Below are 23879 nucleotides of genomic sequence, written 5' to 3' on the forward strand. Positions count from 1 at the left end.
GAACAGCACCATGAACGCAGCCATCCGCCTCCCCGTCGAGCAGGCCTATGCCGCTGAACTGCAGGCGCTGGCGCGCAATGACGACAAGCAAAAACCTGCGGGATGGAGCCTGTCGCCAAAGGCCGTTCTGACCTACCTGCTCGGCGGCAAGGCAAGCGACGGCACCGTGATATCGCCAAAATATGTCGGCCGCCGCCGGCTGATGGAAACGGCGGTGGCGACACTCGCCACGGACCGCGCGCTGCTGCTGCTCGGTGTTCCCGGCACCGCAAAATCCTGGGTGTCGGAACATCTCGCCGCCGCCATCATGGGCAATTCCACGCTGATCGTGCAGTGCACGGCCGGTACCGACGAGAACCAGGTCCGCTACGGCTGGAACTATGCGCAGCTTTTGGCCAAAGGGCCGAGCCAGGAGGCGCTGGTGCCGACGCCGCTCTACCGCGCCATGGAGAGCGGCAAGCTATGCCGCCTGGAAGAGTTGACGCGCATGGGCTCCGATGTACAGGATACGCTGATCACCGTGCTGTCGGAAAAGATGATGCCGATCCCGGAACTCAACACGTCGCTCTATGCCCAGCGCGGCTTCAACATCATCGCCACCGCAAACAACCGCGACAAGGGCGTCAACGAGCTGTCCTCGGCGCTGAAACGCCGCTTCAATGTGGTGGTGCTGCCGCTGCCCGAGGACATGGCGGAAGAGGTGGCGATCGTCTCCAAGCGGGTCGACGAGATGGCCGGCGGGCTCGACCTGCCGGTGCCGAAAAATGTCGGCGAGGAGATCGCTCGAGTGTTGACCATTTTCCGCGAGCTGCGCTCGGGCGCAACCGCCGACGGCAAGGTGACGCTGAAGACGCCTTCGGGTTCGCTCTCGACCGCCGAGGCGATCGCCACCATGGTCGGCGGCCTCAGCCAGGCGGCGTGGTTCGACAGCGGCAAGCTCGGCGCCGAAGGCCTCGCCGCCAGCCTTGTCGGCGCCATCGTCAAGGACCCGGTGCAGGACAAGGTGGTGCTGGAGGAATATCTCGAAACGGTGCTCAAGAAGCGGCCGGACTATGCCGGCTATTACGCGGCGCTGAACGCAGCGATCTGAGGTCATGAGCGACGTCGCCTATTTCGGCATCCGCCATCACGGGCCGGGCTCCGCCGACAGCCTGGTGCAGGCGCTGCGGGACTTGCAGCCGGTCGCGGTGCTGATCGAAGGGCCGAGCGACGCGTCCGCCCTGCTGCCATTGCTGGCGCGCCCGCAGATGCAGCCGCCGGTGGCGCTGCTCTGCTACCCCGAGGACGATCCGGCCGCGACAAGTTTCTGGCCGTTCGCCGAGTTCTCGCCGGAATACCAGGCGGCGGTGTGGGCGGTGGCGAACAAGGCGGCATTGCGGTTCATCGACCTGCCGTCATCGGCACGGTTCGCGGCACCGGCAACCGACGACCCCGACAAAACGGCTGACGCCGACAAGCCCGAACCCAAGGACGAAACCGGTGAGGATGGCGAGCCCGCATCGCATCGCGACCCGATCGGCACGCTGGCTGCGGCCGCCGGCTATGAAGATGGCGAAAGCTGGTGGGCCGACATTATCGAGCAGAATCCGCAGCCGGGTCCAATCTTCGCTGCCATCACCGATGCGATGACGACGCTGCGCGACGGCGAAGGTGCGATCGCGCCGTTCGAGGCCAAGCGTGAAGCGCATATGCGATTGGAAATCGCCGCCGCGCGCAAGGAATTCGCCGGACCGATCGCCGTCGTCTGCGGCGCATGGCATGTGCCGGCCCTGCAGGCCGCGCACACGCAGAAGAACGACCAGGCGCTGATCAAGGGAATTGCCCGGCGCAAAAGCATCATGACATGGGCGCCATGGACCGGGCCGCGTCTTGCGCTGGGCTATGGTTATGGCGCTGGCGTCGTCGCGCCCGGCTGGTGCAAGCATCTGTGGCGCACACGAGGGCGGCGCGACGCCGCGACGCTGTGGCTGGCGACGATCGCGGCGGTGCTGCGGGCGAAGGGCCATCTGGTGTCGACCGCGTCGCTGATCGAGGCCGAGCGGCTTGCGCGCACACTGGCTGCCATTCGCGAGCGGCCGAAGCCCGGCTTCGAGGAATTGCGCGATGCCGCGATCGCGGCGCTGTTCAACGGCGAAGCGGTGCTGTGGGCGCTGGTCGAGGCCGAGCTGCTTTTGGGCGCGGATGTCGGCGAGATTCCGCCCGACACGCCGCTGGCGCCGCTGATCGAGGACCTGCAGCGCAACCAGAAGGCGGCGCGGCTGAAGCCGGAGGCGCTGGAACGCGAGCTGTCGGTCGATCTGCGCAGCGAAAGCGGACTGTTTCGTTCGACATTGCTGCACCGGCTGGACGTGCTTGGCGTGCAATGGGGCAGGCTGGCCGACGCCGGCCGCAGCCGCGGCACCTTTCGCGAAAAATGGACGCTGGCCTGGGAGCCGGAATATGCCGTGCGCCTGGTCGAGAACCTGATCTACGGCCCGACTATCGAAAAGGCCGCCAATGGCCGCCTGATCCAGATGCTCGGTGCGGCCGCGAGCCTCGACACGCTTGCCGCCCTTGTCCAGAGCGCCATTACGGCGGATCTGTCGGAGGCCGCGAGCGCCGGCCTTGTAGCGTTGGAGGCGCGCGCAGCGCACAGCAGCGAATGCCTGGAGATGCTGGCCTCGGTGCCGCCGCTTGCCGACATCATCCGTTACGGCGAGGCGCGCAAGACCGAAACCAACCGGCTGTCCGGTTTGTTGGAACGGTTGATCGTCGAAGGCGCGATCGCGCTGCCCTATGCGGTGCGCGACCTGGACGAGCAGGCCGCCACCACGCTGGTCGGTGCTGTGCGCAAGGCCGACACGGCCATCCGGCTGGTCGAGCCCGGCGAAGGCGTGCTCGATGCATGGCGCAACGGCCTGACCGGCGTGCTGGAAGGTCCGGGCTCGACGGCGCTGCTCGCCGGCTGCGCCGCGCATCTGCTCTATGAAGCCGGCCAACTGTCGGCAGAGGACGCCGCCGGGCTGCTCGGACGCAGGCTGTCGCCGGGGACGCCGGTCGCCCAGGCAGCGGGGTTCTTCGAAGGTTTCTTCAGCACTGCCGGCCAGCGGCTGATCTACGACGAGGGCCTGCGCGGCGCCGTCGATGGGTGGCTGAAATCGCTCGACGAGGACGCTTTCATCGCGCATCTGCCATTGCTGCGCCGCGTCTTCTCCAATCTGGACTCGATGGAGCGGCAGCGGTTGATCGAGGCCGTGCTCGGCCGCACCGCAAGGTTGCCGGCCGGCCTGACGCCGGCGCCGGATGGCGGCGAAGGCTGGCGCCGTCACCTGGAGCGGCTTGGGCCATTGCTGGCGGGCGGAGTGTGACAATGGATGACGAAGCCGAAGTGCCCGAACCCGGCCCAGCATCCTCCGATAGCGGGCGCGAGCGCCGCTGGCGGCTGGCGATCGGCGCCGATGACGAGGCTTCCTCCGCCCTTTCCAGTGATGACAAAAAACTGTCTTCGGCGCTCGATGCGCTTTACGGCGACGGCGCCAATGCCGATGCCGACCCGCGCAAGCGGCGCGGCGGGCTCGGCCGCTCGGCGCCACGCGTGGCGCAATGGATGGGCGATATCCGCTCCTTCTTTCCCGCCCAGGTGGTCCAGATCGTCCAGAAGGATGCCTTCGAGCGGCTGAACCTGAAGCAGATGCTGATGGAGCCGGAATTCCTCAAGGCGATCGAGGCCGACGTCAACCTCGTCGCCGACCTGATCTCGCTGCGTTCGGTGATGCCGGCCAAGACCAAGGACATTGCCCGCACCATCATCGCCGACATCGTCGCCAAGCTGATGCAGCGGCTGGAGCAGAAGACCGCCGAGGCGATCCGTGGCGCGCTCGACAAGTCGCGACGCACCAACCGGCCGCGCCAACGCGACATCGACTGGCCGCGCACCATCTCGGCCAATCTTCGCCACTACCAGCCTGAGCACAAAACCGTCGTGCCGGAAAAACTGGTCGGCTTCATGCGCAAGCAACGCCGGCTAGTCGATCTCGACGAAGTGGTGCTGTGCGTCGACCAGTCCGGCTCGATGGCGAGTTCGGTGATCTACGCCTCGATTTTCGCCGCGGTGATGGCGTCGCTGCCGGTCGTGCGCACCAAGCTGGTCTGTTTCGACACGGCCATCGTCGACCTGACCGAAGAGCTCAGCGACCCGGTCGAGGTGCTGTTTGGCGTGCAGCTCGGCGGCGGCACCGACATCAACCAGGCGGTCGCCTATTGCGCCGACCGCATCGAGCGGCCGACCAAATCCCACTTCGTGCTGATCACCGACCTCTATGAGGGCGGCAACGGCCAGGACTTGCTGCGGCGGCTTGCGGCGCTGGTCCGGTCCGGCGTCAATGTCATCGTGCTGCTGGCGCTGACCGATCAGGGCCGGCCGGGCTATGATCCGGCGATGTCGGCTTCGGTCGCGGCACTTGGCATACCGGTCTTCGCCTGCACGCCGGACCTGTTTCCCGACATGATGGCGGCGGCGTTGCGGCGCGAGGATATCGGCGCCTGGGCAGCCGGCGCCGACATCAAGCTGATCCGCGCCGAGACGGAGCCGAGCAGTCAGGCCTGACTATTCGAACGAATAGGCAAACCCGTCAGTGGAAGCGCTGACGGTCACCTTGGTCATCTTCTCGCCGTCGAGCGACCGGTTCAGCACGCCGCGGCTGAGTTCCGGCAACAGCGTGTTGGTGAGGATGGCGTCGATCATGCGGCCACCGGACTCGATTTCGGTGCAGCGCGCCTTGACCAGCGCCATGACGCCGTCGCCGATCACCAGTTCGGCGTCGTGGCTGGCGCGCAGCCGCCGCGCGATCTTGCCGAACTGATGGCGGGTGATGGCCTCGATCATCGAATCCGAGAGCGGATAGTAAGGGATGGTCACGACGCGGCCGAGGAAGGCCGCTGGAAACACCTTCAGCAGTGGGGCGCGCAGGGCAGCATCGAGGCCGTCGAGCCCTGCCCTCACCGTGCCGTTTTGCGTCCGCTCCATGATGACTTCGGAGCCGACATTGGACGTCAGCAGGATCAGCGTGTTCTTGAAGTCGATGCGCCTTCCCTCGCTGTCATCCATCATGCCCTTGTCGAAGACCTGGAAAAAGATCTCGTGGACATCGGGATGCGCCTTCTCGACCTCGTCGAGCAGGATCACCGAATAGGGTTTTCTGCGCACGGCCTCGGTGAGAATGCCACCCTTGCCGTAGCCGACATAGCCGGGCGGTGCGCCCTTGAGCGTCGAGACGGTGTGCGCCTCCTGGAATTCGGACATGTTGATCGAGATCAGGTTCTGCTCGCCGCCATAGAGCGTCTCGGCCAGCGCCAGGGCCGTCTCGGTCTTGCCGACTCCCGAGGGGCCGCAGAGCAGGAACACGCCGACCGGCTTTTCCGGCGCTCCGAGCCCGGCGCGGCTGGTCTGCACGCGCTTGGCAATCATCTCCATGGCGTGATCCTGGCCGACGACACGTTCGGACAGCGTGGTGGCCAGCTTGAGCGCCTTTTCGGTCTGGCTGGACAGCATCCGTCCCGTCGGGATGCCGGTCCAGTCCTGGACCACGGCAGCGACCGCATTGCGGTCGACCGATGGCAGGATCAGCGGCGTCTCGCCTTGCGCGGTGGCAAGCTCGGCCATGAGTTCACGCAGCCGCGCCAGATCGGCGACAGGATCTGACGGCGCAGCTTCGGCAGCCGGCGCTTCGGTCTCGAACGCTTTGGCCTTCGGCGTTTCAGGCTCGGACGTTTCGGCCTTGGGCGGTTCAGCCTTGGGCACCTTGGTCTTTTCTTCGTCCGGCGCTGCTGGTTCGGCATCGGTCTCGGCTGTCGCCACCGCATCGAGCGGCACGCCGTCGCCGCGCAGCCGCGCGCGCAGTTCGAGGATCTCGGCAACCAGCGCCTTTTCGCGCTCCCAGCGCTCCTCGGCGGCGGCGAGCATGGTCCCGGCCTCAGTGAGCCCGGCCTCGACCCGCGCCTGCCGGTCAGTTACTTCGATGCCGATCGCGGCCTCGCGGCCGATGATGCCGCTTTCGACTTCCAACGCCTGGCGGCGCCGCAAAATGTCCTCGACCTCGGCCGGCGTCGCATGCTGCGAGATCGCGACCCTGGCGCAAGCGGTGTCGAGCAGGCTGACCGCCTTGTCGGGCAATTGCCGCGCCGGGATGTAGCGATGCGACAGGCCGACCGCCGCCTCGATCGCCTCGTCCAGAATCTGCACCTCGTGATGCTGTTCGAGCACGCCGGCGACACCGCGCAGCATGAGCACGGCGACCGCTTCCGACGGCTCGTCGATCTTGACCACCTGGAAACGGCGGGTCAGCGCCGGGTCCTTTTCGATGTGCTGCTTGTACTCGGCCCAGGTCGTTGCCGCGATGGTGCGCAGTTCGCCGCGCGCCAGCGCCGGCTTCAAGAGATTGGCGGCATCGCCGGTTCCCGCCGCACCGCCGGCGCCGATCAGCGTGTGTGCCTCGTCGATGAACAGGATGACCGGCGTTTCGGATGACTGAACTTCGTCGATGACCGCCTTCAGGCGCTTTTCGAACTCGCCTTTGACGCTGGCGCCGGCCTGCATCAGGCCGATGTCGAGCATGCGTACGCTGATACCCTGGAGTGGCGGCGGCACGTCGCCCTGGGCGATGCGCAGGGCAAAGCCCTCGACCACCGCAGTCTTGCCGACGCCGGCCTCGCCGGTCAGGATCGGGTTGTTCTGCCGGCGCCGCATCAGGATATCGATGATCTGCCGGATTTCCGGATCGCGGCCGACGACCGGATCGATCTTGCCGTCATGGGCGCGCTGGGTCAGGTCGGTGGCGTATTTGGCGAGGGCCGAATCCCCGCCCGGAACCCGCCGCGGCGCCTCGGCAGTGGGAGCCGCGGCGGCAGTGGCGCCGGCTTCGAGCGAGCCCTCCACCACCTCGGCAAAGCGGGCGATGACCGCGTCGGCGTCGATCTTGTCGAATTCGCCGCTGATCTTCGACACCAGGCCTTCCAGCACCGGCGTCTTCAGGCAGGCGAGCACGATATAGGCGCTGCGGACCTCCTCCATGCGGAATTCCAGCGTCGCCAGGTTCCAGGCTTCCTGGATGGCGTGGAAGATGTGGTCGGAAAACTCCTCGATCGAGGTGGCGCCGTAGGGCAGCTTGTCGACGGCGCGGGTCATGTCGCTGGTAAGCCGGCTGGCATCCAGCCCGGCATCGGCAAGGATCATCTGCACATCCGAGCGCTCGGACAGCACCAGCTGCTCGATGAAATGGACGAGTTCGACGTAAGGATTGCCGCGCAGCTTGGCGCTGTCGGCGGCGGCCTTGAAGGCGCGCAGGCAGACCGGATTGAGCTTGCCAACCAGTTCCTTGCGTTTGAAACCCTGCGACGACCGGCGCTGTTCCATCGAACGTGCTCCTGCAATCTGCCCGTCGACAGCCTGCCACATAAGCAGCCGCTTGACAAAGCGCTTGATGCAGCCGGCCTTTTCCCTTTGTGGAGAGTCCCGCGCCGCCAAATGCAGACAACCACGATTTTTTCTAATCCTATGCGATGCGCTTCACATACGAGGTTGGCCAAGCACGCCATGAATTGCGCCATCCGAGACGCAGTTGCACCGACATTCATTAGCGCTCGTTAACTTTTGAGCGGATGGCGAATTGTGGGAATATGCAACCGTGTGCTAACGTTGGGTCACGTACGGTTTTAGAGCCGGTCGCCGGGGGTATCTGTGATCGATCTCGCACTCTGGCTTGCTCCGCTGGACGGTGAAAATCCGTCAGGCGAAGACTTGCGCAACGATCCGGCTTTTCATGAGCTGGAGCGGCTCACGGAGCCGCAGGTCAAGGTCGTCCATGACGGGCGCAACAAGCCAGCCGCGCAATCGACCATTCCGGTCGACTGGCCTGCCGTGCTCGGCAAGGCCGAGGAGTTGCGTTCGCATGGCCGCGACCTGCGCCTGCTTGTCATTGTCGCCCGGGCGCTGGCCAATGAAGAGGGATTGGCCGGACTGGCACAGGGCCTGACCCTGATTGCAAGGACCTTCGAGACGCATTGGGAGACGATGCACCCGGCGCTGCGGGCCAGCCCCCAACCACGCGAGGCCGCCCTGCGCCGCCTCAACGCGCTGGCCGACCTGCAGAACGGCCAGGAAGGCCTGCTGGCGAACCTCAGGCAGATGGTCTTCTTCGCGCCGCGTCCCATCGGGCCGATCAGTGGACGCGATCTCGAACAGGGTGCGCTCGACGATCGCGTCATGCTTCAGGAAGCGGCGTCGGGATTGAATGCCACGGAGAAGGCAGCGCTGGTCAGCGCGCACGGACAGCTCCTGAACCGGGTGGGCAGCGGTTGTGCCGCCTATCAGGACCATGCCGGTGAACAGATGACGGCGCTCATCGCCGGGGCGCACGCAGCGATCGAGGCGCTCGACGCAGTCGATGCGGCGCTGAATGCCCGCCTCGACAGCAACGGGGCTGCCGTCCCGGACCTGAAGCGGTTTTTGCAGCGCGTGCTGACGACGCTGGAACGCAATACGGCGGTCGAGACCACGGAAGAGGCAGCGACGAAGGGGGCGGCCAGCCCGGCTGCTCCCCCGGCAAGCCCGGCCGCGCCGGTCAGAAACGGTCATGGAGCCGAGACGATGGCAAGCTACGCGGAGACCGGTGCGGGGCTCCCGGACAGGATTTCCTCGCGCGACGATGTGGTGAAGTGCCTCGACCTTGTGGTCGCGTTCTACGACCGCACTGAGCCGTCGAGTCCGATCCCGCATCTCGCCCGCCGGGTGCGCAGGATGGTGCACATGGATTTCGTTGAACTGATGGAAGACCTCGCCCCGTCGGGGCTCAAGGAATTCCGGCTGCTCGCCGGCGTTCCCGACGCCAAGAAGACTGCCCAGAAGGATGAAAGGTAGCAACACATGCCAGCCGAAAGCAAAGCGAAGGTCATCGAGCGAAATCGCGCCCCGCGCGTGCAGATCGCCTACGATGTCGAAACCTACGGCAGCCCGACGACGATCGAACTGCCGTTCGTCATGGGCGTGATGGCCGACCTGTCGGGCGCATCGCAGACCAGGGAAGCGTCCAAGACGGTGCTCGACCGTTCCTTTGTCGAGACCGATGCCAACCGCTTCCCCAAATTCATGGAAGCGCTGGGGCCCAGGGTCAAGGCGCGGGTGAAGAACACGCTGCCGCAGGCCGAGGGACAGGAGCGCGACGAAGAACTGGCGCTCGACCTGACCTTCACCAAGATGGGCGATTTCGCCCCCGACAAGATCGCCGAACAGGTCCCGCAACTGGCCGAAATCCTGAAGATGCGGCGCCAGCTCGAGGAGCTGCTCGGCTTCATGGACGGCCGCGTCGATGCCGAAAAGCGCATCGCCCAATTGCTGAACAACCAGCCGCTGCTTGGCCAGATCGCCGCCCAGGCGCTGTCCGACGACAAGGGTGAGGAATAGATCATGGCCGAACAGCAAAAGACCGCAGCATCCGTCGCCGAGGCCGAGGCCGTCGATCTCGGCGAATTCAGCCAGCTCTTGGAGAAGGACTTCAAGGTCAAGAAGGACGACAGCGAGAAGCTGCAGCAGCTGGTTCGCAACCTGGCTCTGGCGGCGCAGTCGCGCTCCGAGACGACGACGATTTCGTCCAACTCGATCAAGTCGATCAAGTCGTTGATCGCCGGCATCGACAAGATGCTGACGACCCAGGTCAACGAAATCCTGCACGCGCCGGAAGTGCGGCAGATGGAAGGCACCTGGCGCGGCCTCTGGTACCTCATCAACAACACCGAGACGGATCAGAAGCTGAAGATCCGGGTGATGAACATTTCCAAGGAGCAGCTGGCCGATACGCTCGAAGACTATGAAGGCCAGATGTGGGACCAGAGCCCGATCTTCAAGAAAGTCTACACCGACGAGTATTCGATGCTCGGCGGCGAACCGATCGGCTGCGTCATCGGCGCCTACGAGTTCTCCAACCACCCGCGCGACGTCGGCCTGTTGCGCAACATCTCCGGCATCTGCGCCTCGGCGCACACGCCGTTCATCGCCGCCGCCTCGCCACGGCTGTTCCGCATGGACAGCTGGCAGGAACTGCCCAACCCGCAGGACCTGCAGCAGATCGTCTCCAACCCGGCCTACGCCTCGTGGCAATCGCTGCGCGAGAGCGAGGATGCGCGCTATATCGGGCTGACCATGCCGCGCGTGCTGGCGCGGCTGCCCTACGGCTCGGAGACAGTCCCGGTCAAGGGCTTCTCCTTCGAGGAGGAAGTGCAGGGCGATCACAACAAATATGTCTGGATGAACGCTGCCTTCCCGATGGGCGTCAACATCAACCGCAGCCACAAGCTCTATGGCTGGGGCACCCAGATCCGCGGCGTCGAAAATGGCGGCACTGTGCTTAACCTGCCGGTGCACTCCTTCCCGACCGATGACGGCTCGATCGCGATGAAATGCCCGACGGAAGTCGCCATCGACGACCGGCGCGAGGCGGAACTGGCCAAGCTCGGGCTGATGCCGATCCTGCACCGCAAGAACACCGATCTCGCGGCCTTTATCGGCGCCCATTCGCTGCAGGATGACGAGACGCGGGCGGGCCGCCTGGTCGACCCCGACGCCCAGTCCAACGAGCGGCTCTCCGCCAACCTGCCCTATCTGTTCCCGGTCTCGCGCTTCGCCCACTACCTCAAGGCGATTGCGCGCGACAAGGTCGGCTCGTTCAAGGAACGCACCGACATGCAGATCTGGTTGACCGAATGGATCAACCGGTACGTGCTGGCCAACCCGGCCTTCGCCGACGACAAGGCGCGCGCCAAGCGTCCGCTTGCCGCCGCCGAGGTGCAGGTCGACAGCGTGGAGGGCCGGCCGGGCTACTACAACGCCCGCTTCTATCTGCGCCCGCACTACCAGCTGGAGGGCATCAACGCCTCGCTTAGGCTGGTGTCGGAATTGCCGTCCGTGAAGACCTGATTGCAGCAACCAAACCTTTGTTTGAAAGCGGTGGAGAACGAAAATGCCCACAATGAAGATCGACGGTTTTCTGAAAGTTCCGGATATCAAGGGGCCCAGCACACGCGACGGCCATGACGACGAGATCGAAATCCATGGCGTCGATTACAAGATGGTCGCGCCCTACGACCCCAATTCCCTCTCGCGCCGAGGCCGCGTGTCGATGGGCATGATCAAGTTCACCAAGCACTATGACAAGGCCTCACCCTATCTGGCCAAGGCCCTGTTCGAAAACAAGGCGCTGGACGAGGTCAAATTCTCCGCGCGGCGGACCATCGACGGCGAGAGCAAGGACTATCTGGTCGTTACCCTGACCGACGCCTCGATCATGGAATACGACATGTCGCAGGCCGATGATGAAGCCGACCTGATCCAGGAGGAAGTCTCCTTCGCCTACAAGAAGATCAAGTTCGTCTATGACGACAATGACGAAGCCGAAATGGATGTCTATGTCGGCAAGTGACGGGCGAGCAAAGCGCCCTGCCGCCGACAAGGTACAGGCGGGCGGTTCACGGGCCAAGCGCGAGGCGGTACAGCCTTCGCTGTGGGACCGCCTCGTCAACGACCTGCCGGGCCTGAGCTCGGAGATAGACGGGCTCAGGCAGGCTCTGCAGGAGGAGCTTGGCGCAGAGCGCCTGGACGAGCTGCTGGCAGACGGACCGAGGCGCATCGACGCCGATGACGCATTGAACCCCGATCAGAAGCGCCGGCTGCACCGGCTGGCGTTTCAGAACCGGCACCGTGGCGAGCTTGAAAGCCGAGGCATCGTGGTGTCGCCCGATGTGCTGCGCGAGGCCGTGCGGCGCGACATCGAGGCGCTGTTCAACACCGAGCGTTTCGAATCCGCGCCGCTGCTATCCGATCTCGAGGCCGAGCAGATGACCGACAGTCCGACATCGCTGGCCGACTTTCCGGAGGTGCGCCGCAGCGTTGTCAATTATGGCGTGCCGTCCTTCTCCGGCCGGTCGTCGCGCGACTTCGATCGCGATGTTCTGGCACGCGAGATCCGCGCCGTGCTCGCCGCATTCGAGCCGCGGCTGAAGGAGAGCGCGACGAAAGTCACGGTCAACCTCGGCGACAAGACCGGCCTGAAGATCGAGATCGACGCCGTGCTGATCATGACGCCGACGCCCGAGCGCATGCGCCTGCGCACGACGATCAATCTCGACAACGGACTGGCGCGCACCGAGTTCAGGGAAGCCTGAGAGATGGACCGGGTCTTCGTAGAATATTACGAGGAGGAACTGTCCCACATACGCGGGCTGGCGGCGGAGTTCGCCGACATGCATCCGGCGGTTGCCCGCAATTTGTCGCTGGATACGGTGCCGTGTCCCGACCCCTATGTCGAGCGGCTGCTCGACGGCGTCGCCTTCCTCGCCGCGCGCACGCGCCTGAAGGTGGATGCCGAGCGCTCGCGGTTTTCGCGCAGCATCCTCGACGTGCTTTATCCCGATCTCGTCACGCCGGCGCCGGCAACCGCCATGGTGGTGCTGAAGCCCGGCCAGCAGGTGCAGACAATGCTTGCCGGCCACGTCGTCAAGCGCGGCACGCGGCTGGTCTCCAGCCTGCAGGCCGGCCTGTCGACACGCTGCACCTTCACCACCGCGCAGGACATGACGCTGTTTCCGATCGCGATCAGTTCGGTCGGCTATTTCCAGGACCGCAGCGCGCTTGCCGCCGCCGGCATCGGCCCGATCGCCGGCAAGGCCGGCGAAGCGGCACTTCGCATCACGCTGGCGCGGACCGGCAAAGGCAAGCTCGACGAACTGGCGCTCGACCGGCTCGACTTCTATTTCGCCAACCGCACCAAGGCGCCGCTGATCTTCGACGCCATCTTCGGAGTCTGCTCTGGTGTCGGCGCTCGACCGGAAGGCAAGACCAATCCATTGTCGCCGCTACCGCCGCCGGAGATGGTCGGCATTGCCGATGCCGAGGCGCTGATGCCGCGCACGCGGCCGACCTTCGAAGGCTACCGCCTGCTGCGCGAATATTTCATGATGCCCGAGCGCTTCCATTATGGGCGCGTCACCGGCTTGCTGCCGGTCGTGCGCAAATGCCAGGCCGGGCTCGAAATCATCTTCCTGTTCCGGCGTCCGGTGCCCGAACTCGCCGATCTGACGCCGGCGGATTTCGATCTCTTCGCCACCCCGATCATCAATCTCTTCGAGCGCGAGTGCAACATCGTCGAGCTCGACCAGCGCAAGACGCGCCAGGTGCTGCATGCCGACCGCACGCGGGCGCGCGACTTTGAAATCTACCGCGTCATCCGCGTCGAAGACGCCGATGCCGAGGGACCCGACGCGGAGATACCGGAACTCTTCAGCCTTGGGCAAAATCGCGGCAGCGGCTGGGTCTATTCGACGGAGCGGCGGCCGCGCCGGCCGACCGAGGACGAGCGGCGCCAGGGCGTGACGCGGACCTCCTATGCCGGCGACGACGTCTTCCTGGCGGTTTCGCGCCCAGTCAACAGTCAGGCCAACCGGCCGCTCAAGCGCGTCGATATCATGGCGCTTTGCACCAATCGCGACCTGGCCATCCTCGACGACACGCCGACCCTGACGCTGGAAGCCGGCGACCCTGTGGAGACGGTCCGGCTGCTCGGCGCATTGCGTTCGCCGCAGCCGGCGATCCCGGCAGCGCTGCCGACCGGCGCCGACGGCGAGTCGCGCGCCGACGACCTGGCCTGGCGGCTGGTGTCACAGCTGACGCTCAACTTCCTCAGCCTGGCCAAGGAAGGCCGCGGCGTCGATCCGCTGCACGCGCTGCTCGATCTCTATGCCGAGCGCGGCGACCCCGGGCTCGCCCGCAATGTGCGCTCGATCGTGCGCATCGACTCGCGCGCGGTGATCGAAAGGCTGGCGATCGAAGGGCCGATGTGCTTCGGCCGCGGCACGGAGGTGACGCTGCATGTCGACCAGTCGGTGCTGGCTGGGCAGAGCACCTTGCTGATGTCGGGGCTGCTGTCGCGGCTGTTTGCCCGTCATGCCGGAATAAACGGGTTCGTGCGCACGCGCACGCGATTGCTCCAGAAACAGGAGGATGTGCCATGGCCGATGACGCCCGGCAATCGCTACCTGATCTAGAGCGAGCCGCAACCCTGTCCGAGAGTTTCGACTTCTTCGAACTGCTGCGCCGGCTCGAACGGCAAGGCGGCCTGTTCGGCCATTCCGGCCGGCCGGACCGCGAGCCGGCAAGGCTCGGCCAGAATGTGCGGCTGTCCTTCGCGGTGCAGGACGTGGTGGATTTCCGCGAGCCGACGGACAAGTCGCCGGCACGCGTCACGGTCAACAATCTCGGCCTGCTCGGACCCGAAGGGCCGATGCCACTGCATCTGACGCGCTGGGTGCTCGATCGCCTGTCGCAACGCTGGTATGCCGGCGCCGAGGCGCGGCAGACGAGCGACACGACCTTCGTCGATTTTGTCAATATCCTGCAGCACAGGATGATCGCGCTCTATTATCGGGCCTGGGCGGATGCGCATCCGGCTGTGCAGGTCGAACGCGGTGTCGGCGGCCGCGTCCGTTCCATGCTGGAAGCGATGGCCGGCATCGGGCTGCCGGGCACGCAGGATGCCGAACTCGATACAGTAAAACTTCGCCAGGCCGCCTCGCTCGCTGCCCAAGTCGACGGCCCCGAGCGACTGACGCTGTTCCTGGCCGAAGCCTTCAAGGTTCCGGTGGTGCTGAAGGAATTCGTCGGCGGCTGGATGACCATTCCCAAGGCGCTGCAGAGCCGGCTGGCCGGCAGCTATGCCACACTCGGCCGCAGCGCCACCATCGGCCCGCGCTCGTTCAGCCGGCAAAGCCGAATCGAACTGCGCATCGGTGCGCTCAGCTATATCGACTACAAGGCGTTCCTGCCCGGCGGCGAGCGGCTGAAGCTGTTGAAGCAGGCGGTGCGCGACCTAATCGGCGAGACCATCGATGTCGATCTCAGGATCGTGCTTGCGGCAAAGGCAGTGCCGCCGGCAAAGCTCGGCACCGTCCAGCTTGCCCGCACCACCTGGCTGGCGCGCAACCCTGCGCGAGGCGATGCCGAAGACTTGCGGCTGCGCACCATCGTCGGCTGGCGGGAAGAGGTTGCCTGATGAGCCTGCTGCTGACGCTCGAACAGGGACCCCGCGCGCAAGTCACGCGGCAGGCGCGGCTGGACGAGGGTGAGCTGGTGATCGGCCGCAGCGCCGACGCCGACTGGCAGATCATCGATCCCGACATGTTCGTCTCGCGCGCCCACTGCAAGATCACCAGCAAGCAGGGCGGCTATTTCGTCACCGATACTTCCAGCAGCGGGCTGTTCATCGACGATGCCAGCAGCCCACTCGGCGCGGGAAATACCGAGCGGCTGCAAAGCGGCATGCGGCTGCGGCTGGGCGACTATGTGGTGTGCGTCGATTTGCAGACGGCGAAGACCGAGGCGCCGGCCTTGAGGCCTTCGATGCCCGCCAGCAAGCCGGTGGCGTCGCGGGCGCCGGTCAGTCTCGGTGGCGACGATTTCTTTTTGTCCACGACCCAAGAAGAGCCGGGACGGCCACGCCCTGCCGACCTGCCCGATCCGTTCGAAAAGCCGGTGCCCGGGGCGTTCGCGCGTGCGGATGAACGCAGCTCGCAGGCGTTCGATGATCCATTCAGCCTCGACCCGGTGGCGACGCCTGCGCCCGAGACCGCCCCCGACAAGGGTGTTGGCAAGCCGCTGTTCGACGATCCCTTCGGCCTCGATTCCGCACCGCTGTCGCGAGAGCCGAGCAGATCCAGTTCCGAGAAGCTGCCGGCCTACGATGACGGGTTTGGTTTCGGCCCTGCCGGGTCCACCAGCCTCGACGCCGGCGTGACGGATGGCGGTGCAACCGATGCGGCCTCGCCTGCTCCCTCCGCGGCGCCGTGGGAGCTGCCGGCTCGCGCGGCCGAGCCATCGCCCAAGCCAACCCCGCAACCACCGCCTCGCCCTCCTGTCCGGCAAGCTGCAGCACGGCCATCGACCGGACAGCCGGACGCGGACCTTCGCGCTGCTTTCCTGCGCGGCATGGGTGTGGACGAGGCCGGCTTTCCCGGCCGCGATCCGGTTGCCGACATGGAGAAATTCGGCCGCGAGTACCGGCTGATGATGGAAGGGCTGATGCAGCTTTTGCGCAAGCGCGCCGAAGAGAAGGGGAACGCTCGCGTCGCGCAGACCGTGGTTGGCGCGTCCGAGGTCAACCCGCTCAAATTCCTGCCCTCGGTCCACGATGCGCTGGTAACCATTCTGGCCGAGCGCAGCCCCGGTTTCCTCGGCGCCGAAGCGGCGATCAAGGACGCGGTGCGCGATCTGGCGCAGCACCACGTTCGTGCCTGGCGCGGCGTGCAAGGCGCGCTCAAGCGCATGATCGACCGCTTCGATCCGGCGGCGATCGAGCAGGAACTGAAGTCAAGTTCGGCGATCGGCAATCTGCTGACCGGCGGGCGCGGCGCCAAGCTCTGGGAATTGTACCAGAAACGCCACCGTGAAATCGCTCACAGCGCCGAGACGCGTTTTCTGGGCGAGATCGGCGCTGATTTTCGTGATGCATATGAGGAGGACTGAGACATGATCGACAGACGCGAATTTATTTTTGCCATCGGAGCGACGGGACTGCTGACGGCTTGCCAGAGCGGCCCGCCGAAACCATCCGTCATCACCGTAAACCTCGCCGGCGGCGCCGGCATGAACCCCGGACCGGGCGGCGGCGACAGACCGGTGACTGTAATGATCCTGCGCCTGAAGAGCACCGGCGCTTTCAATTCGGCCGACTACTTCGCCCTGCAGGGCGGCGCCGGCGCGGCACTTGGCGGCGATCTCATCGGCTCCGACACGATTTCGGTCGGACCCGGCAAGACCGCATCGAAGACCATCACGGTCGAACCGGAAGTGGCCGCGCTCGGCTTCGTCGCGCTGATCAGGGAACCCACCGGACGCAACTGGCGTACCACCAAATCGGTTTCGTCGGGATCGAAGTTCACCGTCAATGTGAAGCTCGGCAGCAGCGGGATTTCCGCCTAGAGCGCGTCGCGTTTGAACGGATCCAGGCGACGCGCTTTAGGTCTTTGTTTTTATGCATCGTTCTCTCAAAACCGTGACCACATTTGAGCGACATGCATTGGCGGCAAAAGTCCGCAAGCCGCGCAACATGATGAGCAGGAAGCAGAGAGTGCCGGCATGAGCGATGCAAACAGGGTGCTGTGGTCGGAGGGACTGTTCCTCCGCACCCAGCATTTCCAGCAACAGGACCGCTTCTTCGAAGCGACGGTGCGCGGCGCCTTGCAGGCCGGGCATCTGCATACGTTCGGCTTTCGAACGCTGACGCTCGATCAGGCACAGCTCGATGCCGGCCAGATCTCGGTGCTCTCGGCACGCGGCATCTTTCCAGACGGGACGCCGTTCGCGATCCCCGAGACGATGGATGCGCCGCGGCCGCTGGCGGTGACGCCGGAGATGGGCGCTGGACCGGTGCTGATAGCGCTGCCGCTCGAGCCGCCAGGCGGCGTCGGCTTCGACCCCGCTCACGCCGAGCCGTCCGGCGCGCGCTATCGCGGCCGGATCGTGTCGGTGCGCGACGCCGTGCATGGCGGCTCCGATCCCGAGGAAATCGAGATCGCACGGCCGCAGGCGCTGTTGCTGGCGCCGGGCACGGCCGTCGGCGGCTACACCGCGCTGCCGGTGGCCGAACTCAAGGGCGTGCGCGCCGATGGCGGCGTGGCCCTGGACGACACCTTCCTGCCGCCGACCTTGGTCATCGGCGCGGCGTCCTGGTACAGCCGGCTGCTGCAGGAAGTGGTCACCGGCCTCGACCAGATCGCCGAGGCGCACGGCAAGATGGTGCTGGGCGGCCCCGGGCGCAGCGTCGAAGACCTTCTGATCCTGAACCTGGTCAACGCCGCGCGGCCGCGGCTGGCGCACATGCTGGCGCAGGACGTTTTCCATCCGGCTGAGGTCTACATGGAACTTGCCGGCCTTGCCGGCTCGATGGCGACCTACGGTTCGAGCGCAAGGCGGCTCGGCGAACTGCCTGTCTACGACCACATGGCGCCCGGACCCGCCTATTCGGCGCTGGCCGATGCGCTGCGTTCGCTGATCCTCAGCCTGCGCTACATCGAGCCGAAATCGCGCGCCCTGCCGGTCATGCGCCATGCCACCAATGTGTGGAAGATCCGCATCGACAACCCGAAACTTCTGGTGGCGAGCCGCATCGTGGTGCGGATCGGCTCCGAACTGTCGGAGGATGCCTTGCGCAAGATTTTCGTCAACCAGGCGACCGTCGGCTCGGCCAGCGAATTCGAAGGGCTGTGGAAATCACGCCTGCCCGGCATTCCGCTGAAGCCCCTGCATTCGCAACCGCGCGAAATTCCCTATGACGGCGACCGGCTGTGCCTCGAACTCGACCAGAAAAGCGAGCACTGGGCCTCGCTGCTCGAAGCGCCCGGTTTTGTGATCGGCGTTTCGGGCGTGCTGCCCAGCGAACCGCAGGTCGACTGCTACTCGGTCAACAGGTGAGATGATGAGCAGGGACGATCCATTCGGACTGTCCGAGGATCGGGAGCGGACGCGCATTCGGCTGAGCGGAGCGCCAACGCCGCGCGCCATGCCGCTGCCGGCGTCAGGCGTGACCGCGAAACGCTCCGCGCGCGCGCATCCGAACGTGCTCGTCAACGCGTTCTCGCCGCTGCTGGAATTTGCACCCGAACTCGAAAACGCGCAGCCGCCGGAGAACCCGGAAGCCCTGCGCACCAGGCTGCTCGACGAACTTGTGCGCTGCCGCGACACCACCATGGCGCAGGGCTCCTCGCTCGAGCGCGCCGACCAGGCCGCGTGGCTGGTGGCTGCGTTGCTCGATGATCTGGCGCTGAATACGCCGTGGGGCGGAGCCAGCGCGTGGCCACGCCAGCCGCTGGTGGTGATGCTGCGCGGCGACGTCGATGCCGGCGCGCAGTTCTTCGCCCGGCTCGAAGAGCTTGAACGCCATCCCAATCGCGACCGCGAAATGCTGGAGTTGCAATATCATTGCATGGCGCTCGGCTTCCGCGGCAAATATCGAGTGCCGGGCCGCTCCGGCGACCGTTCGCTCAACGCGGTGCGGGTGGCTGCAGCCCGTTTCCTGCGCGACAGCGACGCCGAAGGCGCACCGCTTTCGCCCAACTGGAAGGGCGTGATCGCCTCCGACGAACCGCAGCGCTTCATCGTGCCGATCTGGGTGATGGTTGCGGCGGCGGCGGTGATCGCCACCGCCATCCATATCGGCCTGTCGATGAGCCTGAGCAGCCAGGCGGTCGAGCTTTCGGCGCTGGTTCGCGCCTTGCCGCCGCCGACGCGTACGGATGTCACCCGCGCTTCGCCGAAGGTCGACGCGCCGCCGCCGGTGGCGGTGGATTTCGCGCTGCTGCCGGAATTCCAGGCGGCAGCACCCGACGAGCTCAAGAGAGCGCTGAGCGGCACGGAGAGCGTGTCGCTGGCGCGGCTGGTCATCCAGGCCTCCAATCCCGAACTCTTCCAGTCGTCGCGCGCGCAGCTGACAGACGGCTTCGATCCGCTCATCGCCTCGGTCGCCAAGGTGATCCTCGAGAACCAGGAGCTGATCGGCGATATCACCGTGGTCGGCCACACCGACGGCGTTCCCTTGCAAAAGACCAACCCACTGTCCACCAACCAGCGGCTGTCGGAAGCCCGCGCCGCGGAAATTGCCGATATCCTGATTCAGAACGGCGTGCCGAAGGAGCGCGTGCGCTCCGAAGGCCGGGCCGCCACCGATCCGGTGGCCGACGACGGCACACGCGAAGGCCGGGCCTTGAACCGCCGCGTCGAAGTGCTGGTCGAAAAGAGGCTGTGACATGTTCATCCTGCGCTTCCTCTGGGCGGTCCTGACTTCGCGTTTCCTGTGGACGCTGATCGGCCTGGCGCTGCTGTCGCTGATCATCTGGGTGTTCGGCCCGATCGTACGGGTCGGCGACTATGTGCCGATGGCGTCGGAGACGGTGCGCATCGTCATCATCGCTCTTCTGGTGATCTTCTGGCTGATCTGGCTGATCGTCGCGCAGCGCCGGGCAATCCGCGCCAACCGCATGTTCGTCGCCGAGATTTCCGCCCCGGTCGAGGAAAAGCGGCTCAGCCCGGGCGAGGAAAACGTCGCCGCGGTCGGCGCCAAGTTCCAGGACGTCATGGTCGAGTTGAAGCGCCGCAAGCTCGGCGGCCGCAAGTTCCTGCGCGAGATGCCGTGGTATGTGATCGTCGGCCCCCCGGCGACCGGCAAGACGACGGCCTTGCGCCAATCCGGCCTCAACTTTCCGATCGACCTCACCGACGATCTGCAGGGCATCGGCGGTACCCGCAACTGCGACTGGTTCTTCTCCGAAAACGCAGTGATGATCGACACCGCCGGGCGCTATGTCCAGCAGGAAAGCCAGCCCGATGTCGACGCCGTGGAATGGCTGGGTTTCCTCGATCTGTTGAAGAAGCATCGTGGCCGTCGTGCGCTCAACGGCGTCATCGTTGCGCTTGGGATCGACGCGCTGTCCGAGGGCGACGAAGCCGTCAAGGCGCATGGCCGCAAGATCCGCAGGCGCCTGGCCGAGCTCGAGGAGCGGCTGGAGATCCGCCTGCCGGTCTATCTCATGCTGACCAAGGCCGATCTGATCAGAGGCTTCGAGGCTTTCTTCGGCGGCCTGTCGACGGCGGCGCGCGAACAGGTATGGGGGACGACCTTCCCGCTCGATGCACGCGTCGACGCCAAGACGATCGCGGGTGAAGTCACGACGCTGTCGAGGGAGCTGGAAAAGCGACTGGTGCCGCGGCTGGAAGACGAGGATAAGCTGGCCGAACGGGCCGAGATCTTCCGCTTTCCCGCACAGCTGCAAAGCCTGTCCGAGCCCATCCAGGTGCTGGTCGAGGCGATGTTCGGCGAGAGCCGCTACGAGGAGGCAGCCTGGCTGCGCGGCCTCTATCTGACCTCGGCGACCCAGGAAGGCGCGCCGATCGACCGGCTGACCGCGGCGCTCGCCTCCTCCTTCGGCCTGCCGGCACGACGCACGATGCCGGCGCAGCGCTTCGAGAAGCGCAGCTTCTTCCTCAAGAACCTTTTGACCGAGGTGATCTTCAAGGAGGCCGGGCTCGGCACCTTCGATCCGCTGGCGCAGCGCCGCCGCAGCTGGGTCTGGCGCGGTGCCGCCGCTGCCAGCGCGGCTGCGGCCATACTCGCCGGCGGCCTGTTCACCTGGTCCTACTACGACAATCGCAACGCCATCGCCGCGCAAGCCGGCCAGTTCGAAGCGCTGCAGGCGCCGCTGACGTCGACCGCCGCGACGCCCGCCTCGGTGCTGCAGCCGGCTATGGACGTTGCCCTGACCGCCATGGACGAAGTCGCCAATGCCAGGACTGCGCCTCCGAACAAGGCACAGGACCTGCTCGGACCATCGGCTTCGGCCGAGATGATGCGGGCGCAGACCGACACCTATGACCACGCTCTGCGCAACGTGCTGGAGCCGCGGATGGTGGCGTTGCTCGAAGCGACCATGTGGCGGCAGATCCGCGATCCGGACTTCATGCTGGGGGCGCTCAAGACCTACCGCATGATGACCGGCCTGTCTCAGATGGACTCCGACTTCGTCGAGAATTGGTGGGTGAACGACCTGCCCGAATTCGCGCCGGCCGCGCCCTTCCCGACAGCCGATGCGGAAGAACACCAGCTGGCAGCGATCCGCCGCATGGCGGTCGACGACAGCTACATCGCGCCCGACCAGGCGCTGGTCGCCGAAGCGCTGAAAACGGTCTGCACGATCTCGCTGCCGGCGCGGGCCTACAAGCAATTGCTGGCCGATCCGGCGGTGGCCGGATTGAAGGAATGGATCCCCGCCAATTTCGCCGGGCCGAACGGCGCCAAGGTGTTTTCGCGACGCTCCGACAAGACGCTGCGCGTCGGCATATCAGGCGCCTTCACCTATGACGGCTTCCACGATGCGATCCTCGACCGGGTCGAGGATGTCGCCGCCCAGGCGGCACTCGACCGCGCCGTGTTTGCCGGCGGCTGCTCGGAAAATTCCGAGACCTCGGTGTCGGCGCTGTCGGAAGATATCCTGAAGCTCTACTATGACGATTACATCGCGCAGTGGGATAGTTTCCTGCGCGACATGCGGCTGGCGCCGCTGAGCGACCTCAACATTGCCAGCGAGAATCTGAAGGACCTTTCCAGCGCCGATTCCGCGCTGAAGCGGCTGTTGACGGCGGTGGTCCAGGAGGTCGACCTCACCCGCTCGGACGACGCGCCGGCGACTGACGACAAGGCGGCGGCGAAGGGCGGCTCGAAACTGCTGGGCAAACTCGGCAAGCTGGGCAAGATCGTCAAGACCGGCGCCAAGCTGTTGCCGCGCGCAGGATCGGCCAGCGAAGTCGACCTGACCGGCACGCTGGTGGCCGAACACTTCAAGCCGCTCAAGAGCACGATTGCCGAGGTCGACGGCCAGCCGCCGGCGCTCGATGCCGCGGTCGTCGCGCTGACGGCGCTGTCCAACGTGCTGCAGACGGTGACCGCCAATCCCGACCCGCAGGACGCGATCAAGAAACAGGGCGGGCTTGCCGAACTGACCGGCGCCGTCGCCCGCCAGGCGCAAATCCTGCCCGACCCGGTCAACACCTGGCTGAGCGGCATTGCCGGCGACACCAGCGGGTTGACGCAGAAGGCCGTGGCCTCCGAGCTCAACGCCATCTGGCGCGCCGACATCCTGCCCTTCTGCCAGGCCGCGCTCAACGACCGCTATCCGTTCAGCCCGGACAGTGCCGTCGACGTCAACGTGCGCGACTTCGCCCGCCTGTTCGGACCGGCAGGGATGATCGACGGCTTCATCAACGACCATCTGATCGGCTATGTCGACACCTCGGCGCAGCCTTGGAAATGGCGTGCCGATTTCGGCCTCGACCCGTCCGCACTTGCCGCCTTCGAGCAGGCGCGGCGCATCCGCGACGATCTCTTTCCCGGCGGTCAGGGCCCGGTGATGGCCTTCACGCTCGAGCCGACCGACCTGTCGCCCAACGTGACCCGCGTCACGCTCAACCTCGATGGCCAGAACCTGGTCTATTTCAACAATGCGACGCGACCGCAACCGATGACCTGGCCCGGCAAGGACGGCACCGGCGTCATCTCGCTCGCCTTCCAGCCGATCGACGGCTCGCCCGAAATCATGCTCAACGAGACGGGAAGCTGGGCGTGGCTGAGGATGCTGCGCGGCGGCCGCTTCACCGGGACGTCGCTGTCCGATGTCTACAGCCTGCGGCTCGGAACGAAAGGCATGTACGCCGATTTCAAGCTCAAGGCGGCGAGCGTGGAAAATCCCTACAACCTCCAGATGTTCAAGAAATTCTCATGTCCGCCGCAGATATGAACACCGGCTTCTTCGGCAAGATTCCGGCGACCGGAGATTTCGTCGCCGTAAACCTGCCGCGGACCTTCATCGACCGCTGGGACCGCTGGATGTCGATGGAGTTGCGTGAGAGGCCCGACGAGGGGGAATTGGATTCGCGTGTTTGGCGCTTCATCGTCAAGAGCGGCATTTTCGGCGACCGGCCCTGTGCCGGCGCATGGCGCATGAGCGAGGACCGCGTGGGACGCCGCTATCCGTTCGCGATCATCGGGATTGGGGCTACACCGGCACCTGACGATGCATGGTTCGACGGCGTTGCGTCAATCGTTGATGAAGCGGTCGAATTGCAGAGGACGCAGTCCTGGATAGCCGAAGGCTTGGCCAACCTTGCCGCGCCCAGCAACAGCCATGGCGATCCGAACCGGATTGGCTTCTGGCTCGACGACTGGTCGGTGCATGAGTTCGCGTTCTCGGATATTCACGACCTGGCGGCCAACGCCCTGCCGAAAATGCGCGCCCCGCGCCCTGAGACGGAATAGCTC

The 23879-nt window shown here is 65.7% G+C and carries 17 protein-coding genes; 16 read left to right on the forward strand and 1 reads right to left on the reverse strand.

Annotated elements, in window-relative coordinates; all coding sequences use genetic code 11:
- Window positions 1-10 precede the first annotated feature (10 nt).
- From NKI05_RS06130 to NKI05_RS06140, 3 genes are read left to right on the forward strand one after another with little or no spacing between them, the layout of a single operon-like run.
- A complete protein-coding gene (locus NKI05_RS06130) occupies window positions 11-1090 on the forward strand; it encodes an ATP-binding protein (protein ID WP_023673899.1) in 1080 nt (359 codons plus the stop codon).
- A 4-nt stretch (window positions 1091-1094) separates the two neighbouring features.
- Window positions 1095-3347: a DUF5682 family protein gene (locus NKI05_RS06135; protein WP_023815192.1), complete on the forward strand. Its 2253-nt coding sequence runs from the start codon at window positions 1095-1097 to the stop codon at window positions 3345-3347.
- A gap of 2 nt (window positions 3348-3349) precedes the next feature.
- The gene (locus NKI05_RS06140; RefSeq protein WP_023687036.1) at window positions 3350-4585 is read left to right on the forward strand and encodes a VWA domain-containing protein; all 1236 of its coding nucleotides are present in this window, start codon (window positions 3350-3352) and stop codon (window positions 4583-4585) included.
- Here the strand turns inward: NKI05_RS06140 and tssH are convergent, their stop codons facing one another.
- Window positions 4586-7390, reverse strand: coding sequence for a type VI secretion system ATPase TssH (gene tssH / locus NKI05_RS06145; RefSeq protein WP_023823513.1), 2805 nt, complete (start codon window positions 7388-7390; stop codon window positions 4586-4588).
- A gap of 324 nt (window positions 7391-7714) precedes the next feature.
- On the opposite strand from tssH, the gene tssA reads away from it, so the two are divergent.
- The 13 genes from tssA (at window position 7715) to tagF (ending at window position 23876) form a co-directional block, all read left to right on the forward strand.
- Complete coding sequence (gene tssA, locus NKI05_RS06150) at window positions 7715-8893, forward strand: type VI secretion system protein TssA (protein ID WP_023701537.1); 1179 nt, start codon at window positions 7715-7717, stop codon at window positions 8891-8893.
- A gap of 6 nt (window positions 8894-8899) precedes the next feature.
- A complete protein-coding gene (gene tssB, locus NKI05_RS06155) occupies window positions 8900-9436 on the forward strand; it encodes a type VI secretion system contractile sheath small subunit (protein WP_023673718.1) in 537 nt (178 codons plus the stop codon).
- A 3-nt stretch (window positions 9437-9439) separates the two neighbouring features.
- Window positions 9440-10945 carry a type VI secretion system contractile sheath large subunit gene (tssC, locus tag NKI05_RS06160; protein ID WP_023682611.1) on the forward strand — a complete coding sequence of 502 codons (1506 nt, stop codon included), beginning with the start codon at window positions 9440-9442 and terminating at the stop codon, window positions 10943-10945.
- A 52-nt stretch (window positions 10946-10997) separates the two neighbouring features.
- On the forward strand, window positions 10998-11447 hold the full coding sequence (locus tag NKI05_RS06165) for an Hcp family type VI secretion system effector (protein WP_023673716.1): 450 nt from the start codon (window positions 10998-11000) through the stop codon (window positions 11445-11447).
- Entirely contained in the window at window positions 11434-12189 is a 756-nt protein-coding gene (tssE, locus tag NKI05_RS06170; RefSeq protein ID WP_023687033.1) for a type VI secretion system baseplate subunit TssE, read from the forward strand. The genes NKI05_RS06165 and tssE overlap by 14 nt, the downstream gene beginning before the upstream one ends.
- Before the next feature lie 3 nt (window positions 12190-12192).
- Window positions 12193-14067 carry a type VI secretion system baseplate subunit TssF gene (tssF, locus tag NKI05_RS06175; protein ID WP_023815189.1) on the forward strand — a complete coding sequence of 625 codons (1875 nt, stop codon included), beginning with the start codon at window positions 12193-12195 and terminating at the stop codon, window positions 14065-14067.
- Window positions 14031-15071 carry a type VI secretion system baseplate subunit TssG gene (gene tssG / locus NKI05_RS06180; protein WP_023815188.1) on the forward strand — a complete coding sequence of 347 codons (1041 nt, stop codon included), beginning with the start codon at window positions 14031-14033 and terminating at the stop codon, window positions 15069-15071. Before tssF ends, tssG begins: the two co-directional genes overlap by 37 nt.
- On the forward strand, window positions 15071-16540 hold the full coding sequence (gene tagH / locus NKI05_RS06185; protein WP_023815187.1) for a type VI secretion system-associated FHA domain protein TagH: 1470 nt from the start codon (window positions 15071-15073) through the stop codon (window positions 16538-16540). Before tssG ends, tagH begins: the two co-directional genes overlap by 1 nt.
- 3 nt (window positions 16541-16543) lie before the next feature.
- Entirely contained in the window at window positions 16544-16996 is a 453-nt protein-coding gene (gene tssJ, locus NKI05_RS06190; protein WP_023815186.1) for a type VI secretion system lipoprotein TssJ, read from the forward strand.
- Between the two features lie 156 nt (window positions 16997-17152).
- On the forward strand, window positions 17153-18487 hold the full coding sequence (gene tssK, locus NKI05_RS06195; RefSeq protein ID WP_023709959.1) for a type VI secretion system baseplate subunit TssK: 1335 nt from the start codon (window positions 17153-17155) through the stop codon (window positions 18485-18487).
- A 4-nt stretch (window positions 18488-18491) separates the two neighbouring features.
- On the forward strand, window positions 18492-19817 hold the full coding sequence (icmH, locus tag NKI05_RS06200) for a type IVB secretion system protein IcmH/DotU (protein WP_023815185.1): 1326 nt from the start codon (window positions 18492-18494) through the stop codon (window positions 19815-19817).
- 1 nt (window position 19818) lies between these two features.
- A complete protein-coding gene (tssM, locus tag NKI05_RS06205; protein WP_023804378.1) occupies window positions 19819-23358 on the forward strand; it encodes a type VI secretion system membrane subunit TssM in 3540 nt (1179 codons plus the stop codon).
- Complete coding sequence (tagF, locus tag NKI05_RS06210; protein WP_023815184.1) at window positions 23340-23876, forward strand: type VI secretion system-associated protein TagF; 537 nt, start codon at window positions 23340-23342, stop codon at window positions 23874-23876. Before tssM ends, tagF begins: the two co-directional genes overlap by 19 nt.
- The last annotated feature ends 3 nt before the right edge of the window (window positions 23877-23879 follow it).

Origin of the sequence: Mesorhizobium sp. M0771, assembly GCF_040320155.1 — a bacterium.
Taxonomy (GTDB): domain Bacteria; phylum Pseudomonadota; class Alphaproteobacteria; order Rhizobiales; family Rhizobiaceae; genus Mesorhizobium.